This is a genomic window from Phytohabitans kaempferiae (assembly GCF_042433955.1).
In the GTDB taxonomy this organism is placed as follows: Bacteria; Actinomycetota; Actinomycetes; order Mycobacteriales; family Micromonosporaceae; genus Phytohabitans; species Phytohabitans kaempferiae.
The window spans coordinates 1-19,001 of the sequence record NZ_JBHLUH010000013.1 but is presented as its reverse complement, the minus strand read 5'-3'; the positions used below and the strand labels follow the sequence as shown (position 1 = coordinate 19,001).

13 protein-coding genes are annotated in these 19,001 nt (G+C 73.1%); 1 reads left to right on the top strand and 12 read right to left on the bottom strand.

Annotated elements, in window-relative coordinates; all coding sequences use genetic code 11:
• Positions 1-39: 39 nt before the first annotated feature.
• The 11 genes from ACFFIA_RS11850 to ACFFIA_RS11800 all read right to left on the bottom strand — a co-directional run bounded on the left by ACFFIA_RS11850 (position 40) and on the right by ACFFIA_RS11800 (position 14,176).
• Complete coding sequence (locus ACFFIA_RS11850) at positions 40-1,305, bottom strand: MFS transporter (protein ID WP_377249794.1); 1,266 nt, start codon at positions 1,303-1,305, stop codon at positions 40-42.
• Entirely contained in the window at positions 1,287-2,204 is a 918-nt protein-coding gene (locus tag ACFFIA_RS11845) for an ornithine carbamoyltransferase (RefSeq protein ID WP_377249792.1), read from the bottom strand. The genes ACFFIA_RS11850 and ACFFIA_RS11845 overlap by 19 nt, the downstream gene beginning before the upstream one ends.
• A gap of 41 nt (positions 2,205-2,245) precedes the next feature.
• The gene (locus ACFFIA_RS11840) at positions 2,246-7,204 is read right to left on the bottom strand and encodes a non-ribosomal peptide synthetase (RefSeq protein WP_377249790.1); all 4,959 of its coding nucleotides are present in this window, start codon (positions 7,202-7,204) and stop codon (positions 2,246-2,248) included.
• Complete coding sequence (gene sbnB, locus ACFFIA_RS11835) at positions 7,201-8,229, bottom strand: 2,3-diaminopropionate biosynthesis protein SbnB (protein ID WP_377249787.1); 1,029 nt, start codon at positions 8,227-8,229, stop codon at positions 7,201-7,203. Before sbnB ends, ACFFIA_RS11840 begins: the two co-directional genes overlap by 4 nt.
• Entirely contained in the window at positions 8,226-9,224 is a 999-nt protein-coding gene (gene sbnA, locus ACFFIA_RS11830) for a 2,3-diaminopropionate biosynthesis protein SbnA (RefSeq protein ID WP_377249784.1), read from the bottom strand. The genes sbnB and sbnA overlap by 4 nt, the downstream gene beginning before the upstream one ends.
• Before the next feature lie 13 nt (positions 9,225-9,237).
• Positions 9,238-10,611 carry a condensation domain-containing protein gene (locus tag ACFFIA_RS11825; protein ID WP_377249782.1) on the bottom strand — a complete coding sequence of 458 codons (1,374 nt, stop codon included), beginning with the start codon at positions 10,609-10,611 and terminating at the stop codon, positions 9,238-9,240.
• A gap of 2 nt (positions 10,612-10,613) precedes the next feature.
• Positions 10,614-10,859: an acyl carrier protein gene (locus tag ACFFIA_RS11820; RefSeq protein ID WP_377249780.1), complete on the bottom strand. Its 246-nt coding sequence runs from the start codon at positions 10,857-10,859 to the stop codon at positions 10,614-10,616.
• Between the two features lie 48 nt (positions 10,860-10,907).
• A complete protein-coding gene (locus ACFFIA_RS11815) occupies positions 10,908-11,864 on the bottom strand; it encodes a beta-ketoacyl-ACP synthase III (protein ID WP_377249778.1) in 957 nt (318 codons plus the stop codon).
• Positions 11,865-11,879: 15 nt separating this feature from the next.
• Positions 11,880-12,623 (bottom strand): 3-oxoacyl-[acyl-carrier-protein] reductase, encoded by a 744-nt coding sequence (gene fabG / locus ACFFIA_RS11810; protein ID WP_377249776.1) that lies wholly within the window; start codon positions 12,621-12,623, stop codon positions 11,880-11,882.
• Positions 12,624-12,695: 72 nt separating this feature from the next.
• Positions 12,696-13,184, bottom strand: coding sequence for a DUF1203 domain-containing protein (locus tag ACFFIA_RS11805; RefSeq protein ID WP_377249774.1), 489 nt, complete (start codon positions 13,182-13,184; stop codon positions 12,696-12,698).
• Between the two features lie 245 nt (positions 13,185-13,429).
• Complete coding sequence (locus ACFFIA_RS11800; protein WP_377249772.1) at positions 13,430-14,176, bottom strand: thioesterase II family protein; 747 nt, start codon at positions 14,174-14,176, stop codon at positions 13,430-13,432.
• A 626-nt stretch (positions 14,177-14,802) separates the two neighbouring features.
• On the opposite strand from ACFFIA_RS11800, the gene ACFFIA_RS11795 reads away from it, so the two are divergent.
• Positions 14,803-17,838 carry an AfsR/SARP family transcriptional regulator gene (locus ACFFIA_RS11795; RefSeq protein WP_377249770.1) on the top strand — a complete coding sequence of 1,012 codons (3,036 nt, stop codon included), beginning with the start codon at positions 14,803-14,805 and terminating at the stop codon, positions 17,836-17,838.
• Here the strand turns inward: ACFFIA_RS11795 and ACFFIA_RS11790 are convergent.
• Complete coding sequence (locus ACFFIA_RS11790) at positions 17,754-18,368, bottom strand: LLM class flavin-dependent oxidoreductase (protein WP_377249768.1); 615 nt, start codon at positions 18,366-18,368, stop codon at positions 17,754-17,756. The genes ACFFIA_RS11795 and ACFFIA_RS11790 overlap by 85 nt on opposite strands.
• Positions 18,369-19,001: the final 633 nt, after the last annotated feature.

Genomic DNA, 19,001 nt, shown 5'->3' with positions numbered 1-19,001 from the left:
GCTTTCGATTTTCGGACGGTGCAAGCATCGGATGTAGCCCTATAGATTTCCCATACCGTCAGTAGCCTTCTCGTCCTCGGCCGCTTTCCGGCCGAGGAAGGTGAGGGCGGTGACCACCGCGAGCAGTCCCATCACCGCGGCCATGACGGTGAACGCCTGCCTGGTGCTGACCGCCTCCAGCAGGAAGCCGGTGCCGAGCGCCCCCATCGAGCTGGCGCCCGAGGTGAGCAGAAGCACGACGCTGCCGACCCGGCCCTGCATGTTGTCCGGCGTGATCCGCAACTGGTACACCATGCCGGCGACCGTGGTGGCGGCGCCGATCAGCGAGGTGGTGAAGAAGAGCCCGCCGAACGCCACCGGTTGGCTGGTGAAGATCAGCGCGGGCATCACCAGCGCCCACGCCAGGTGCGCGACGACCATGATGTGGCGCATCGCCATCCGGCGTACCCACCAGCCGCCGACGACCGCACCGACCAGGCCGCCCACGCTCCCGGCGGCCATGATGAGGCCGACGATCGCGGACGAGCGGTCCTGCTCCTTGATCACCACCTGGAGGGTCAGGATCATGCCCTGGAAGAGCAGGTTGCTGCCCGCGATCAGCAGCAGCGCGGTGCGGAAGTACCGCCGCTGCCAGACCCACCGCAGTCCGGCCCCGACGCCGGAGCCCTTCCGCTTCCCGGGCGCCTGTGCCGGCGTACGCAGCCGCAGCATCGCGACCAGCGACGCGAGGTAGAACACCGTGCTGGTCAGGAACGGCGCGTACGCGGTCAGCCCGAAGAGCACGCCGCCGGTCGGATGGCCGACGAAGTTGGCGCCCCGCCCACGGGCCTCGTTCTGCGCCATGGCCGCGGGCAGTTGCGAGCCGGGCACCACCGAGCGGACCGTGGCCCGCTCGGCGAGCTGGTAGAAGACCGTCATGCTGCCCTGCGCGAAGGCGACCACCGCCAGGTGCGGGATCCACACGCGGTCGGCCGCGACGGCGGCGGTGACGCTCGCGATGCCGACCAGCCGGCCGGCGACGCAGACGAGCATCACGCGCCGCCGGTTCCAGCGGTCGACCAGCACCCCGGCCGGCAACTGCACCAGGAGCATGGGCAGCAGCGCCGCGAACGCCACCAGGCCCGCGGAGACCTTCGAGCCGCCGGACCAGATCACCACGAGCGTGAACGCCATGGCGGAGAAGCGCTCGGCCAGGATGGACAGTGCCGACCCGGCCCAGAGGAACTGGAAGTTGCGGTTGCGCCGGAGCGGTACCTCCTCCGTCTTCGGCGCCGCCTCGGCCAGCGTCATCGTCCGGCCCAGCACCACTCCAGCGCCGCCATCGCGCTGTGCAGCTTGTTCTCCGCCTGGGCGAAGGCGATGCTGGCCGGGCCGTCGAGCACCTCCGCGGTGACCTCCTCGCCCCGGTGCGCCGGCAGGTCGTGCATGAACACGGCCTTCGGGCTGCCGGTCCAGAGCGCCTGCGTGACCTGGAACGGGGCGAACACCTCGCGCCAGTCCGGCGTCGGCTTGCTGGTGCCGGTGGTCTGCCAGCGGGTCGTGTAGATGACGTCGAAGTCCTCCGGCGGGTCGGCCATGTCGTGCCGCTCGGCGAAGACCGCGCCGGTCCGCTCCGCCTGCGCGGTGGCGGTCGCGACGACGTCCGGCTGGAGGCCGTACCCGGTCGGGGTCCGCAGCTCCAGCGTCGTGCCCGGATAGCGGGTGAGCGCCAGGGCCAGCGCGGAGGCGGTGTTGTTGCCCTCGCCGACGTACAGCAGGCGCAGCCCCTCGACCCGCCCGAAGTGGCGCACGAGCGTGGTCAGGTCAGCCAGGGCCTGGGTCGGATGCTCCTCCGCGCTCATCGCGTTGACCACCGACATCGGCCCGGCCGCCGCCCACGACCGCAGCTCGGCGGTGGCGTCGGCGGTACGGGCCACGAGCAGGTCGAGCATTCCGGACAGGACCCGTCCGGTGTCCTCGGTGCTCTCGCCGGTGTTGAGCTGGAGGTCGTCCGGCCCGAACGTGATGATCTGCGCGCCGAGCCGCAGCGCGCCGGCCGAGAAGGCGGTCCGGGTCCGGGTCGAGGTCCGGCGGAAGTAGATGCCGGCGATCGCCCCCTCCAGGGGACGGCCCGCCACGCCGCCGGTGCCGAACCGGGCCGCGCGGGCCACGATCCCGTGCAGGTCGTCGTCGGTCAGGTCGCTGATCGAGATGAGATGGTGCATGGTTTTGTCCCCTCACATCTGGTGGGCGCCGGCCGGCGCGATCACGCCTTGTCGGCGCCGGCCGGCGCGGCGAGCAGCTCGGCGTCGGAGAGCGCGGCGATCTCGGCCCGGATCCGCGCCTCGACCTCCTCGCCCAGGTGCGCGATGGTGGGCCGCTCGAACACCACGCGGACCGGCAGGGTCACCTCGAACTCGGCCTGGATACGGGCGATCAGCCGGACCGCGAGGATCGAGTGGCCGCCCAGCGCGAAGAAGCTCTGGTGCACCCCGGCGCGGACGCCGAGCAGCTCCTCCCAGATGTCGGCGATCCGCTCCTCGGCCACCGTGCGCGGCGCGACGACCTCCTCGGCGACGGCGGCCTCTCCCGGGTCGGGCAGGGCCCGCCGGTCCACCTTGCCGTTGGCGTTGAGCGGGATCCGCTCCACCGCGACGACCGTCGCCGGCACCATGTACTCCGGCAGCGAGCGCTCGCAGTGCTCACGGATGTCGGTCGTCCCGACGACGTACGCCACGATCCGCTGCTCGTGCGCGATGACCGCGGCGTCCCGCACCTCGGGATGGTCGAGCAGCACGGCGCGGATCTCGCCCAGCTCCACGCGGTACCCGCGGATCTTGACCTGGTCGTCGACCCGGCCGAGGAACTCCACGTTGCCCTCGGCGGACCAGCGGGCGAGGTCACCGGTGCGGTACATCCGCGCGCCGGCCGACCACGGGTCGGGCAGGAACCTCTCGGCGGTCAGCTCGGGCCGGTTGACGTAGCCACGGGCCACACCGGTGCCGCCCACGTACAGCTCGCCGACCACGCCCACCGGCACCGGCCGGAGGTTGCCGTCGAGCACGCGCATGGTCATGTTGGGCAGCGGGCGGCCGATCGGCACCACGCCGGTCTTCTGCGGCCCGACGACGGGGTAGACGCAGGTGCCGACGCTCGCCTCGGTCGGGCCGTACTCGTTGACCAGGTTGCCGTCGCCGAGCACGCCGCGCCACTTCTCCGCCACCGCGCCGGGCAGCGCCTCGCCGGCGACCACGACGACCGGGGCGAACGCCCGCGGCGGGTCGAGGATCTCCAGGTGCCCCGGGGTCAGCTTGATGAAGCTGAACGGCGCCGCCTTCGCCAGCTCCGCGCCGAGTTGGGACAGCTCCACGTCCGGCGGGAGCAGCCACAGCCGCTGCCCGGTCACCAGCGGCGCCCAGAGGTTCGGCACCACCAGGTCGAACGCCACCGAGGAGAAGAGCGGCGCGCCGCCCGTACCCCGGGAGGCGAGCGTGTCGGCCGCCCACCGCACGTGGTTGGCGAGGCCCCGGTGGGTCACCGCGACGCCCTTGGGGCGGCCGGTCGAGCCGGAGGTGAAGATGACGTACGCGGTCGCGTCCTGGTCGGTCTCGCGGGACAGCGGCGTGGCCGCCCGCTCGGCGATCTCGAAGCGCTCGGCGTCGACCAGCACGCACTCCACGCCGCTGAACCGGTCGGCGTACCGGGACCGGGTGAGCACCAGCGTCGCCCCGCAGTCGGCCATCATCGCGCCGAGCCGGTCGGCCGGGAAGGCCGGATCCAGCGGCACGTACGCGCCGCCCGCCTTCCAGACCGCCAGCAGCGAGACGATCAGGTCGGCGCCGCGGTCGAGCAGCACGCCCACCGTCGACTCCCGCCGCACACCCCGCTCGCGCAGGTGGTGGGCGAGGCGCGTGGCCCGCTCCTCCAGCTCGCCGTACGTCAGCCGCAGCTCACCGATCTCCAGCGCGACCGCGTCCGGGGTCGCAAGCGCCCGCGCCCGCACCAAGTCCGGCACCGCGGCGGTGGGGAGCGGCGCGGCGGTGTCGTTCCACTGCGCCATGACCCGCCGCTCGTGTATCGACGAGAAGTCCACTGTGGACAGTTGCGCCTCGGGGTCGGCGACGACCGCCTCCAGCAGCCGCACCAGGTGGTCGGCCATGCGCTGCACGGTCGACTCGTCGAAGAGCGAGGTGGCGTACTCCAGCGCGCCGGTGAGCGAGCCGTCCTCCTGCCGCCACATGAAGAGCGTCAGGTCGGTCTTGGCCACGCGCCACGAGCGCTGGAACGCGTCCATCAGCGCGCCGTCCGCCGCGACCGTCGTGAAGCCCTCGTCCTGGAGGTCGAACGCCACCTGGTACAGCGGCGTGCGGGACAGGTCGCGGACCGGCTGGAGCTCGTCCACCAGCCGCTCGAACGGCAGCTCCTGGTGCGCGAAGCCGGTCATGCTCGCGGCCCGCACGCGCTCCAGCGCCTGGACGAACGTGGGGTCGCCGGTCAGGTCGCAGCGGAGCACGAGCGAGTTGAGGAAGAAGCCGACGACCCCCTCCACCTCGGGGCGGGTCCGCCCGGCCACCGGCGTGCCGATGCCGAGGTCGTCCTGCCCGCTGTACCGGGACAGCAGCGCCGCGTACGCGGTCAGCAGCGTGACGAACGGGGTCGCCCCGTGCCGCCGGCCGAGCGCGGTGAGCGCGTCGGTGAGCCGGGCCGAGAGGGACAGCCGTACGCCGGCCCCGCGCGGGTCGCGCTCGGGCGGCCTCGGCCGGTCGGTGGGAAGCTCCAGCGCGGGCAGCCCGGCGAGCGCCGGCCGCCAGTGGTCCAGCTCCCGCTCGATCACCTCGTCGGTGAGGCGGGCACGCTGCCAGGCGGCGTAGTCGGCGTACTGCACCGGCAGCTCGGGCAGCGCCGCCGCCCGCCCCTCGACCGCGGCCGCGCACAGCTCACGCAGCTCCCGTTCGAGGACCACGGTGGACCATCCGTCGGTCGCGATGTGGTGCACGGTGACCAGGAGGACCGGGCCGGCCCCCTCGGACCGCACCAGCATGGCCCTCCAGAGTGGACCGTCGATGAGGTCGAAGCCGCGGGCGAACTGCTCGGCGAAGAGCAGCTCGAGGTCCGTTGGGTGCCGCTCGTCGGGTCGCGTGCCCGCGACGCGACGAGCGGCACCGGAAAAGCTGTCGCCCTCGCCGGCGTCGACGACGCGCAGCTCCACCGGCCGTGGGGCGACGACCACCTGGCGCGGCTCGTCGTCCACCGTGACGTACCGCGTGCGCAGCGCCTCGTGCCGGGCCTCCAGCGCGTCCAGCGCGGCGTGCACGTGGTGCGCCCCGGTCCCCACGGGCAGGCGCAGGAAGAGCGGCGCGACCCACTCCGGGCTGCCGGGGTGCATCTGGTTGAGGAACCAGAGCCGGTGCTGGCCGGTGGAGAGCGGCAGCGGCTCGTCGCGCGGTACCGGCGTCACCGCGGGCACCGCCTGCCGGCCGCCGGCGATCAGCTTGGCCTGCGCCTCCACCGTCGCGGCGCCGAAGAGGCCGCGCAGCTGCACCTCGCCGCCGGAGGCCTTGCGCAGCGCGTTCGCCAGCCGGGTCAGCACCAGCGAGGAGCCGCCGAGCGCGAAGAAGTCGTCGTGCGCGCCGACCCGCTCGACGCCGAGCAACTGCTCCCACACCTGGGCGACCAGCCGCTCCTCGGGCGTACGCGGGGCGACGTGGCCGGCGCCCCGCTCGGCGGCCACGACGGCCGGGTCGGGCAGCGCGCCACGGTCCACCTTGCCGCTGGTGGTCAGCGGGAACGCGTCCATCGGCACGAAGACCGAGGGGATCAGCGGCTCGGGCAGCCGCTCCCGCAGGAACGTGCGCAGCTCGTCGCCGGGCACCTGGCGGCGGGCGACCAGGTACGCCACGAGCTGCTTGCCCGCGCCGCCCTCGCGGGCCACCACCACCGCGTCCCGGACGTCCGGATGCGCCTGGAGCCCGGCCTCCACCTCGGCCGGCTCGATGCGTACGCCGTTGACCTTCACCTGCTGGTCGCCACGGCCGAGGAACTCGAGCGTGCCGTCTGCCCGCCACCGGGCCAGGTCGCCGGTGTGGTAGAGGCGGGCGCCGGACGCGCCGAACGGGTCCGGCACGAAGCGCTCGGCGGTCAGGTCGGGGCGGCCCAGGTAGCCGCGGCCCACGCCGACGCCGGCCGCGTACAGCTCGCCGACGACCCCGATCGGCACCGGGTCGCCCTCCTCGTCGAGGACGAAGACGCGCATGTTCTCGATCGGGCGGCCGATCGGCACCGGGCCGGCCTCCTGCGCCGGGTCGTACGGCTGCGCGGTCACGTCGATCGAGCACTCGGTCGGGCCGTACGTGTTCCACACCTGGGCGCCGGTCGGCTCGGCGAGCCGGCGGGCCAGCTCGGCGCTGAGCGTCTCGCCGGCGGAGAAGACCAGCCGCAGCGTGGTGCACTCCGTCCAGCCGGGCTCGTCGGCGAGCAGGCGCAGCACGGACGGCACGCCCTGGAGCACGGTGATCCGGCCCGCCGCGACGGCGCGTACCAGGGTCGCCGGCTCGCGCTCCGCGCCGGGCGGGGCCATCACCACGACACCGCCGCTGACCAGCGGGGCGAAGACCTCCCAGCCGGCCGCGTCGAAGCTCAGCGAGGTCTTCTGGAGTACCCGGTCGGTCTCGGTGAGCTTGTGCTCCCCCACCGTCCACATGACCCGGTTGGCGATGCCCGCGTGGTCGACGACGACGCCCTTGGGGCGCCCGGTGGAGCCGGAGGTGTAGATGACGTACGCGGCGCGGGCCGGGTCGGCCGGTACCGCCGGCGCGGTGTCCGGCAGGGCGTCCCGCTCGGCGGCCGCGAGGTCGATCGCGAGCGCCTCGGCGCCGGTACCGTCGACCAGCCCGACCAGGCTCTCCTCGGTCACCACCACGGGCGCGGCCGTGTCGGCCAGGACCCAGCCGATCCGGTCCCGGGGGTGGCCGGGGTCGAGCGGCACGTACGCCGCGCCGGCCCGCCAGACGCCGAGCAGCACCGCGGCCAGCTCGACGCCACGCGGCAGGCAGACCGCGACCAGCGACTCCGGGCCGATCCCCCGGGCGCGCAGCAGGTGTGCCGTGCGGTTGGCCCGGTGGTCCAGCTCGGCGTACGTGATCTCCTGCCGCTCGTCCGCGACGGCGACCGCGTCGGGGGTACGCGCGGCCTGCCGCGCGACGAGCTCGTGCAGAGGGACGGTCATCGTTGCTCCTCGACGTGGTGCGCGGGTGCGGGCAGGAAGTCGTCCACCGCGGTGCCGAGCCCTCGGCGGGCGGCCTCGTCGCGGACGTAGCGGGCGAGGGCGAGGTCGAGCACGCCGAGGCCGAACGGCGAGTACACGAGCGGCCGCCCCGGCTCGGGCCGGAGCGTGGCGGTGCCGCGCAGCAGCGCGCCGACGCTCGCGTCCACGAAGTCGCGGTGGCCGGTCTCCTGCTCGGCCAGGTGCAGCGAGGTGCGCTCGCGCAGCGCGTGGTCGACGTCGTCGACGACGTTGTGGCTGGCCAGGATCGCCGGGACGGTCAGGTCGCGGAGCGAGATGTGCAGCACCACCGCGCCCGGCCGGGTCGCGGCCAGGTCCATGTGCGGGGTCGCCGCGGTGGTCGCGATCGAGACCAGGTCGTGCGCGCCGACCGCCTCGGCCAGCCCGGCCGCGGCCGTCACCGCCGCGTCGGGCGCGATCTCCGCGCAGCCGGCGGCGAACGCCTCGGCGCGGCGCGGGTCGGTGTCGAAGACGGTGACCGAGGCGAGCTTCGGGTTGTCGGCGGCGAGGAAGCGCAGGATCTCGGCGTTGATGACGCCGCAGCCGATCAGCGTCACCCCGGTCGGGGTACGGTCGCCGGCGAGCAGCCGGGCGCCGAGCGCCGCGCTGGCCGCGGTGCGTTTGGCCGAGATCAGCGACCCTTCGAGGAACGCCTCGGGCCGCCCGTCCGCCAGCGAGTTGAGGATGATCGAGGCGCTCGCCCGGGCGATGCCATGGTCGATGTTGCCGGGGAAGGAGGCGATCCACTTGATGCCGGCGACCGCGTCGTGACCGCCTTCGCCGCCGAGGAAGCCGGGCAGGCCGATGATGCGGTCCCGCGGCTGCTCCGGGAAGCGCAGGAAGACCGAGTGGGGCAGCGCCGACAGGCCCTCGTCGTGGCGGCGGTACGCGTCCGCGACGAGTTCGATCAGCTCCCGCTCCCGCCCCGCCAGCAGGTCCCGTACGGTGTCGTGGCCGATGATCCTCAAAGTCCGGACTCCTCCTGTTTCCAGAGGTGGGAGACCTCGCCGAAGTGCGAGATGACCCACTCGTCGTTGTAGATCGTGTCGAGGTACCGGTCGCCGCCGTCCGGGAAGACCAGCACGCAGGTGCTGCCGCGCGGGATCCGTGGGGCGAGCTTCTCCAGCGCCGCCACGGTCGCGCCGGACGAGCCGCCGGCCAGGATCGCCTCCCGGATCGTCAGCGTCCGGCAGGCGACCACGCACTCGAGGTCGCTGACGTACACCGCCTCGTGCGCCACGGACGGGTCGTGCACCTCGGGCTTGACCGCGGCGCCGTGCCCCGGGATGAGCCGCTTGCCGGACGGGCCGCCGAAGAGCACGCTGCCGACCGCGTCCACGCCGACGATCCGCGTGGCGAGGCCGTGCTCGCGGATGTACGTGGCCGCGCCGCGCAGCGTGCCGCCGGTGCTGGCCGAGCAGAACAGGAAGTCGACCCGGCCGTCCAGCGCCTCGGCGATCTCCCGCATCGTGCGCTCGTGCGCCCGGGGGTTGAGCAGGTTGGCGTACTGGTTGGGCCAGTACGCGTCGGGCAGCTCGGCGACGAGCTCGCGCACGCGTCGCAGGCGGACCGGCAGGTACTCGCCGGTGACCGGGTCGGGGTCGGTGACCACCTCGACGATCGCCTGGTACGCCCGCAGGATCGCGAGGTTCTGCTGGGTCGTCTTGGCGTCCACGACGCAGACGAACCGGAGCCCGAAGTAGCGGCAGATCTGGGCGATGCCGATGGCGAGGTTGCCGGAGCTGGATTCGACCACTGTGGAGCGTCCCGGGCGCAGCTCGCCCGAGCGGATCTTGCCGAGCAGCATCGAGAGCGCCGACCGGTCCTTGACGCTGCCGCCCGGGTTGAAGCGTTCGAGCTTCGCGTACACGCGCGCGTTGAGCGTGGGGAACAGTCCCTCCAGCTCGACCAGGTGAGTGTTGCCGATCGTCTCGAGAATGCCCTTGAGCGGCGCGCGCGCCATGGTGCCCTCCCCCTCAGGTCCCCATCGCCAGCAGTCGTTGCCGTTCCGCGGCGCTGACCAGCGGCGCCTTCGCGATCTTCGTGAGCGGGTCGGTGACGCCGGCCTCGACCAGCCGGACGAAGTGCTCCAGGAGCCGGTCCACGGTCGCCCGCTCGAACAGGTCGGTGTCGTAGCGGAAGACGACGAGGAGGGCCGAGGCGTCCTGGGTGAACTCCACCGTGAGGTCGCACTGGCCTTCCATGTGCGGAAGCTCCATATAGGACATCTTCACCCCGGCCACGTGCATGACCTCGCCGGCGACGGCCCGCTCCAGCGTGGCGCCGAACCGGTCGGCGGCCACCATCGTCACCGAGATGCGGAAGAGCGGTCCGGCCGCCTCCCGGGCCACCAGCGGGTACGGGTACGCCGCGCTCGCCATCCCCTGCCGCACCTGGTGGTTGGCGGCGACCGCCGCGTCCGCGAAGGTGGTGGCCCGGGCGAACCGGGCGCGCAGCAGGATCGGGTTGACGTAGTAGCCGACCACCTCCCGGGCCGCGGCCCGGCGGGTCGAGGCGGGGCAGCCGACGGTGAAGTCCGGCTGGCCGGTGTGCCGGTACAGCAGCCCTTGGAACGTGCCGAGCAGGAACGCGAACGGCGAGACGCCGACCCGCGCGGCGGTCGCCCGCACGCCCTCGGCCACCTCGTCGGGGAGGCGGCTGGCCACGCTCGCGCCCTGGAACGACTGGAACGGCGGGCGGGGCCGGTCGGTCGGCAGCTCGGCGGCGACCGAGCCGGCGCGGACCTCACGCCAGTGGCCGGCCATCCGCTGCCCACTCGGCGAGTCGAGCAGGCGCGCCTCCCGGGCCACGTGGTCGTCGTAGCTGGCCCGGACGGGCGCCATGTCCGGCTCGGCGCCGGTGGCGTACGCCTCGTACGCCGCGATCAGGTCCCGCCACAGCAGCCACTGCGAGGTGGCGTCGGTGACGAGGTGGTGCGTGACCATCAGGAACACGGCGTCCTCGCGGCGGCGCAGCAGCACCGCGCGGAACGGGGTCGCCGGCCCGTCGCCGGCTCGGGTCCCGGTCAGCGCGAACGGCTCCCGGGTCACCTCCAGCACCAGCTCCCAGAGCCGCTCGTCGTCGACCTCCGGCACGTCGCGTACGTCCAGCGTGTTGGCCTCCGGCGGCAGCACGGCCCGGCGGGGCCGCCCGTCCGCCTCGACGAAGACGGACCGGAGCCCGTCGTGCCGGGCGGACAGGGCCCGCACCGCGCGCGCCAGCACGGGCACGTCCGGCGCGGGCGCCATCCGGGCGCCTCCCGCGAGGTTGTACGCCGCGCTGTCCGGGGCCAGCTTGTGCAGGAGCCACAGCGACTCCTGCCCCACCGACAGCGGCCTGGTCTCGTCCATGGTCAGACGGCTGCCTTGCTGGTGGCGAGGAAGTCGGTCAGGTCGCGCACCCGCAGCAGCGAGGCGACGGCGTCGTCCGGCACCTCCAGGCCGAACGACCGCTCCACGGCGGCGAGCAGGTCGACCCGGGTGAGCGAGTCCATGCCCAGCTCCTCGAACTTCGAGTCCGGCGTGATGTCGCCCTCCACGTCCGGCATCTCCTGCCGGATCAGGCGCACGATCTCGGTGGTGATCTCTTCCTGGCTCATCTGTGGTCGGTTCCTCTCGGATTGGGCGGACGGGCGGTGGAGCCCGTGTTACGGCATGCGGATGATCTGGCCGGCGTACGTGAGGCCGGCGCCGAAGCCGAGCAGCAGCACGCGGTCGCCGGGGCTGGTGCGGCCGGTCTCGTACAGCCGGGACAGCGCCAGCGGCACCGAGGCGGCCGAGGTGTTGCCGGTGTCCACGACGTCGAACATGACCCGGTCCTTCGGGAAGTTCAGCGTGCGGGTGAGCGTGTCGATGATGCGGCGGTTGGCCTGGTGCGGCACGAACCAGTCCACATCGGAGAGTGAGATGCCGGCGGCGGCGCAGGCGCGCTCGGCGACGCCCGGCATGGTCGCGGTCGACCACTTGTAGACCAGCGGGCCGTCCATCGTGACGAACTCGCGGCCGTCCGGCATCTCGGTCAGCCCGAGCACCTTGTGCCGCCCGCCGTCACTGCCCCACACCGTAGGGCCGATCTCGTCCTCGGTGGACCGGGAGACGACCACCGCGCCGGCGCCGTCGCCGAAGATGACGAACGTGTCCGGGTCCTCCGGGTTGATCCAGTCGCTGGTGCGCTCCACGCCGACCACGAGCACGTTGCGTGCGTCGCCGACGCGCACCGCGTTCGAGGCCATCGAGACCGAGTACGTGAAGCCGGCGCAGACCGCGTTCAGGTCGTACGCGCCGGAGGCGGGCAGGCCGATGCGGGTCGCCACCTGCGGGCCGATGCCGGGCATCCGCTGGCGGCGGGTCGCCGTCGCCACGATGGTGAGGTCGATCTCGGCCGGGTCCACGTTGGCCATCGCGATCGCCTTCTGGCCGGCGTCGGCGGACATGGTGACCATGTCCTCCTCGTCGGTGGCGTGGTACCGCGTCTTGATGCCGGTGCGCGACTCGATCCACTCGGGATCGACCGTGGTGCGCTCGGCGAGCTCAACGTTGGAGACGAGGTTGGTCGGCCGGTAGGCGGCGATCCCGGTGATCGCCGAACCGTACATCTGCTGCATGTCGCTCCCTACAAGTCAGGTGGTGATGCCGCCGTCGACGCGGAATACCTGTCCGGTCACATAGGACGACCGCGGCGAGGCGAGGAAGGAGACCAGGTTGGCGACCTCCTCGGCCGTGCCGAAGCGGCCCAGCAGGATGCGACCGAGCAACTCGGCGGCGACCTTCTCGGGCAGTTGCGTCGTCATGTCGGTGTCGATCAGTCCCGGCGCCACCACGTTGGCGCGGATGCCGTACCGGCCGACCTCCCGGGCCAGCGACTGCGTGAAGCCGATGATGCCGGCCTTGGACGCCGCGTAGTTGGTCTGGTTGGCGTTGCCGGACGCGGCGACCGACGACACCGTGATGACCGAGCCGGCCCGGCGGCGCATGAGCCGGCGGACCAGTGCCCGGCAGATGTGGTATGTGCCGTCCAGGTTGGTGCGCAGTACCGCGTCCCAGTCCTCGTCCGCCATGAGGGCGAGCGGGCGGTCGCGGGTGATGCCGGCGCTGGTGACCACGGCGTGGACCGGACCCAGCTCCTGCTCGGTCTCCTCCACGAACGCGTGAGCCCCGTCCCGCTCGGCCACGTCGACCCGGCGGGCCAGGACGCGCGCCCCCAACTCCTGGCACTCCTTGGCCAGCAGCTCGGCGGCCTCCGCGTTGGACCGGTAGCAGAAGCTGACGTCGAAGCCGTCCTCGGCGAGGCGGCGCACCACGGCACGTCCGATACCGCGCGAGCCCCCCGTGACGAGCGCGACCGGACGATCGTTGTCGGACATGGCCCAAAGGCTGCCGGGGTGGCCTATACCTTCTCTATAGGGCACCTCTACCGGCGCCGACTGTCTGACCGCTCAGGAAGCCAGGTCCATCGCGTCGGAGCGCACGAGTTCGCAGATGAAGAAGCCGCTCAAGGTGTCACGCAGATGGATGTAGCCCACCGAGGGGCGCACGAAGACGCGGGCGATCGCCGGCTCCAGCTCGGCGAAGGACGTCGGCCGCTCCTCGGTGATGAGCTCGCGACCGGCCCCGTACCCGTCGAGCGTCATCGGCAGGTCGGCCAGCTCGGCGGGGACGGCGTGTCCGGTGTAGACGCTGCACGCGTTCTCGTGGATCTGCACCGGGCTGGGCAACGGGAACGAGCGGTGACGGCGGAACGGGTCGTAGGTGAACAGGATGCGCCGCTCCACCCCGACCCGGAACGGGCGCAGGCAGACCCGGCACGGGCCCAGCGCGTCGGCGATGTCGACGTACGCCGGATGGCGGTATCCGGGCGCTCGCAGGCTACCGCGCACCGTCCAGGCGAGCTCCTCGTCGAGCGGAATGACGCGATAGGCGGTCACCGAGCTGCTCCTCACGCGAAACCAGCCGTTTGGACGCGGTCACGCTATTCGCTGCGGCCCGGCCGACACCAGGACGTAAGTGCCCGGATCGGACTGCACCTAGCACCACCCCCGAGTCGGGCACCAGCGCTACTGACTTCCGTCCGGCGACCCGGCACCCTGGTGGCATGTGCAGCCTCGCGCCCCCACCGGGCGCCTGGCCGCGGCGCTGCGCGTCCGACCCGTCCGGCGCGCTGAGCAGCGGCTCAGGCGCGCGGAAGCGGCGCGGCGCTCAGCCGGCCGGCGACGTCGGCCACGAGCGCGGGCTCGCACGCCACCAGATAGAAGTGGTCGCCGGGGAAGACCCGCTGGGCGAAGCCGCCGGTGGTCAGCTCCGCCCACGCCGGCAGAGCGCGCAGCCCGCACGCCGGGTCGCGGTCGCCGCCGTAGGCGACGATCCCCGCGCGCACCGCACGCCGGGCGAAGTCATGGGTCTCCAGCAGCCGGTAGTCGTCGCGCAGCGCGGGCAGCACCAGCGCCCGCAGCTCGGGGTCGGCGAAGACGAGCGGGTCGGGGTTGCCCAGCCGCTCGACCTCGGCCAGCAGCCCCGCCTCGTCCGCCAGGTGCAGGCTGCACGGCGCCGCCCGGTGCGGGGCCGGCCGGCCGGAGACGAGGAGCCGCGCCGGCGAGACGCCGTGCCGCTCCTCCAGGCGGCTGGTCACCTCGAAGGCGAGCAGCGCGCCCATGCTGTGCCCGAAGAACGCGACCGGCGTGTCGAGCAGCGGCACCAGGGCGGCGGTCACCTCGTCGGCCAGCTCGGCCAGCGACCCGGGAAACGGGTCGGCGAGCCGGTCCTGCCGTCCGGCGTACCGGATGGCCAGCACCTCGACGCCGGGTAGGCGGTCGGCCCAGGTCCGGAAGAAGGTTGCCGTGCCGCCCGCGTGCGGGAAGCACACCAGGCGAACGGAGGGAGCCCGCAGGGGTCGGAACACCCGGTAGGACCGGTCATCCACCTCGTACATCTCCTTCGATGAGACTTCTGCCACAATTTCTTGGCGCCATTTTCGGGCGCCCAATTTGGCGACCCCATAAAAGCACGCTGGAAGATGCGTCGCAACAAATGGAAATTGCAGATTACACGGGCCGGTACGCACCACGCGTGCCGGCCCGCGATGCGTGCGCCCACATCCGTGATACGTCGGGCTTCCGACGCTTATCAAATCGCATGGATTACTGCTCGGTACATAAATACGAGCCGGTTTCGCGTCCCGATTATTGGTCGGGAGTCCGACGGTATTCGTCACGCCATAAAGCGCCGTTTTTTGGACAATGCACACAGATAGACCAGACAAAGTAGACCGATTTGACGGTTAAAAGTCCATATTTCATCGACCTCTCGAGTGACTCCACATGTCCAGCGTGTTACCTCAAGCTTCTGTGTGTTCCGTTGACACTGCGCAAGCCCGCAACATACATTCTTCGCGGGGAGCCAGATCAAAACCGGGGGACACTTGTGTTAAGAAGCATCGTTGACCTTCATTTATTGCAGGGGCAACGTTTCGACAGATGTCATCGGCTATTCAATCTGAGCCGCCATCCCAGAGTCTGACACCGACGCTCCAACATGGAGGGAGGCCAGATGGAGCTTCGCATTCTCGGGCCGGTCGAGATTTGGACCGATGACGACCGCAACTCGCTGGACGGCTCGAAGCAGCGCACGGTGCTCGCCGCACTGCTACTCGCCCGTGAGCGGATGATCTCCGACCACCAGCTCAGCGCCCTGCTCTGGGGCGCCGAGCCACCAGCGACCATGAACGCACAGATTTACACGTACATCTCGCGCCTGCGCAAGCTGCTCGGCGAGGGCGCGTCGATCGTCCGGCAACGCCCCGGCTATCTGCTGCGGATCGGCACGGCGCGCTTCGACTTCGCGGAGTTCGAGCGCCTCACCCAGCTCGGCCAGGCGGCACTCAAGGAGAGGCGGCACGCCGAGGCCGCGGGGCACTTCCGCTCCGGGCTGACGCTGTGGCGCGGGCCGGCGCTGACCGACGTGACCGAGTTCCTCGCCGACGTGGAGCTGCCACGGCTGGAGGAGGCCCGGATGGCCGCGCTGGAGAGCCGCATCGAGGCCGACCTGGCGCTCGGCCGGCACGCCCAGCTCGTGGCCGAGCTGACCGGCCTGGTGGCGGCCTACCCGCTCGCCGAGCGGCTGCGCGCGCAGCTGATGATCGCGCTCTACCGCTCCGACCGGCAGGCCGACGCGCTCGCCGTGTACCAGACCGGCCGCCGCATCCTCGCCGACGAGCTGGGCGTCGACCCCGGCCCCGCCCTCTCCAAGGCGCACCTCGAGGTGCTGGTCGGCGAGATGCCTCCGCCGGCCGCGGCGCCGCGGCCGGCGGAGGCCGTGACCACCACGTGGACCCGGCCCCGCCCGGCGATGCTCCCGCCCGACATCGCCGACTTCACCGGGCGCGAGGCCGAGGTGGAGCGGCTGCGCGGGCTCGTCGGCGACGAGCGGCCGGACGGTGCCGGGCGCCCCGCCGTCGCGGTGGTGCACGGGATGCCCGGCGTGGGCAAGAGCGCGCTGGCGGTGCACGCGCTGCACGGGCTGGTCGACGACTTCCCGGACGGGCAGCTCTACGCCGACCTCGGCGGCTCCACGAGCCGCCCGGCCGAGCCCGCCGAGGTGCTCGCCGGCTTCCTCGCCGCGCTCGGCGTGCTGCCGGAGGCGATCCCGCCCGACGAGGCGGGCCGCGTGCAGCTCTACCGCAGCCAGCTCGCCGGCCGGAGGGTCCTCGTGCTGCTCGACAACGCCGAGGGGGGCCGCCAGGTCCGGGCGCTGCTCCCGGGCGGCGCGAAGTGCGCGGTGGTGATCACCAGCCGGTCCCGCCTCACCACGCTCGCCGGGACCCGCTCGGTGCACCTGGCGCCGCTGTCCCCGGCCGCCGCCGAGAGGCTCGTGCGCGCGGCCGTGCAGCCGGAGCGGGCCGCCGGCCAGGGCTGCGCGCTGCACCGCGTCGTCCAGCTCTGCGGCGGGCTCCCGCTCGCGCTGCGCGCCGCCACGGCCCGGCTGGTCAGCCGTCCACATTGGCCACTGGCCCGCCTCGCCGACCGCCTCGCCGACCAGGAGCGCGCCCTCGACGAGCTGCGGGTCGGCGAGATCGACGTACGCGGCAGCCTGGAGAGCGGCTACCGCGGGCTGAGCGGGCATGCCCGCACCGCGCTGCGCCGGCTGGCCCTGCTCGACGTCGACGCGCTGCCGGCCTGGGTCTCCGCGGCCGTGCTCGGCGTCGCCGAAGACCGCGGGGAGGACGCCACCGCCGAGCTCGTCGAGGCCAACCTGCTCGACGTCGAGGCCAGTGCCGACGGCCCCCGATACCGGCTGCATCCGCTCGTGCGGTGGTTCGCCCGGGAGCGCGCGCTCGCCGACGACCCGCCCGCCGAGCGCGTCGCTTCGGTCGACCGCGCCCTCGGCGCCTGGCTCTGGCTGGCGGGCGAGGCCGACCGGCGGCTTCCCGACCGGGAGGCGCCCACCGAGCGGCGTCCCCGGCTCGCCACCGGCGGCACCGCGCGCTGGCGGATCGGCGCCCGGCTGGCGAAGGCGGTCGGCGCCGCGCCGCTGGACTGGTTCGTGGCCGAGAGCCCGACGCTGCGCGACCTCGTCCAGCAGGCCGCCGACGACGGCCGCCCGCACGCCGCCTGGGAGATCGCCCACGCGGCGGTCAACTTCTTCGAGATCGGCGGCCGCTACGAGGAGTGGCAGGGCACGCACCAGCGGGCGCTGGCGGCGGTGCGGGCCGAGGGCGAGGTGTTCGGCGAGGCGGTGGTGCTGCTCGGCCTGGCCCGCCTCTCCGCCGCGCTCGACGACGTCGGCGCCCGGCTCACCTACGCCGACCGCGCGGCCCGGCTCTTCCACGCCACCGGCGACCGCGGCCGGGAGGCCGAGGCCCTCGCGCACGCCGGTGCCGCGTACCGGCTGACCGGCCACTTCGACCGCGCCGACGGCCACGTGCGGCGCGCGGTCGATCTCGCCGAGGCGGCCGGCACCCCGGGCGCGCGGGCGGTCGCGTACAAAGCGCTCGGCGACCTCCACTTCGACCAGGAGGAGCTGCCGGCCGCGGCCGAGTGGTACGCGCACGCGCTGTGCCTCTGGCGCGGCCTGGGCGACCGGCGCCGGATCGCGGGCGTGCTGCGCCGGCTCAGCAAGGTCGACCGGGAGCGCGGGCACCTCGACGAGGCGGCGGCGCACTTCGCCGAGGCGGCCGACCTGGCCGCGGCGATGGGCGACCGGGCGCTGGCGGCGGCGGTACAGGTCGGCCAGGGCCAGCTCGCCCAGTCCACCGGGCGGGCCAGCGCGGCCCGGCAGTCGTACACGCAGGCGATCCGGGCGTTCGACACGCTCGGCCTGGCCCGCCGCTCCGGCCACGCGGCCGCGCTGCACGGGCTCGGCGAGCTGGCGCTGGTCGAGGGGCGGGTCGCGACCGCGGTGCAGATGCTCACCGACGCGGCCGACGTGTGGGGCTGCCTGGCGATGCCGCTCCGGCAGGCCCGTACGCTCGCCACGCTCGGCGACGCGCAGGTGGCGTGCGGTCACTTCGAGGACGCGGTGGCGACCTGGCAGACCGTCAGCGACCTGCGCGAGCGCGCGGTGCTCGCCAACTCACGCACATCCTGAGCGGGCGGCCGGGAGCGGCCGTACCGCCGGCCGGCCCGGCGCGCGGCGGCTCGGCTCGACCCGCCAATGTGGATCGGCAGCGCGCCGCCGCCATGTGGTTTGGGGTAGCAGCACAGGTCGTCGACGTCGAAGAACTCGCCGTGGAAGCTCACCCCCTCCGGGCCGCCGCTCCATAGCAGGCGCAGCAGGTCGATCGCCTCGTCGGCCCGCCGGCCGCGGCTGGCGAAGTCGACGCCGACCGCGCGCCTCGCCGGGCAGCGTGCCGAGGCCGACGGTGAGCATCCGCATCCGCCCCCGGGAGAGCACGTCGATGGTGGCGAGGCGCTTGGCGAGGACGACCGGGTCGAGGTGGTCGCGTGGCTGGGCCGCGTTCGGACCACGTGTCGTCTGTGGGAGAAGCTGTCGAGCTGGGCGCGCCGGTGCGCCCAACCGCCGGGATGGTCGCCGGATGCTGGGGCTGGTGGTGTGGATGCCGGGTCCGGTGGGCCAGCCGCGCCGGACCCGCGGGGTGTGGACGTTGTCGGGGACATAGCCCTTTCAAACCGGCCGCAAGGATCTATGTCCCTGACATAGCCCCCCTTTTGCGAAGGCGACCAGGCCCGGCGGCGGCGTGGCAACAGGGCCGGTGTGGGCACGCGCGAGCGCGCTGACCGGGCGTTCGATGTGGAGGCCCGGCCATCAGGCCGCACGCCGGCGCGGCGAGCCAGCGCCCCACACGCCAGTGAACACAGCGAGCCTGCCGGATCTAGACGACCTGTGGCGTCATAGTAGCCATAACTCGTCTTGATCCAGGGCTTGCCCTGCCCGGTGGGCGGACCGAGCGCCGCCGGGCCAACGAACTATCCCGACCTATCGCGCAACTGAGGGAGCGTGCCGGCGATTGGGCGTGTTGGTGCGCCCAGCTCGACAGCTCTGTTGAACGCGGACCCGACCTGCCGCCCGGGACCGAGGCGCGCCCGCGCTGGGCCAGGTCGGGATCTTGCGGACGCGGAGGGTGCGGCTGCGGGAGCAGCGGCCCGGAGCGCGACGGGCATCGCGGCAGCTCCCCTCAGTCACGCCGGAATCGAACCGCGACGCAAAGCGCGAACCTCGACCGCGAAAGATCTCTAACTCGAAAATCGACGGTGACCGGACGCGCGGCAGCGTCCCGCGTCGCGAAGCGG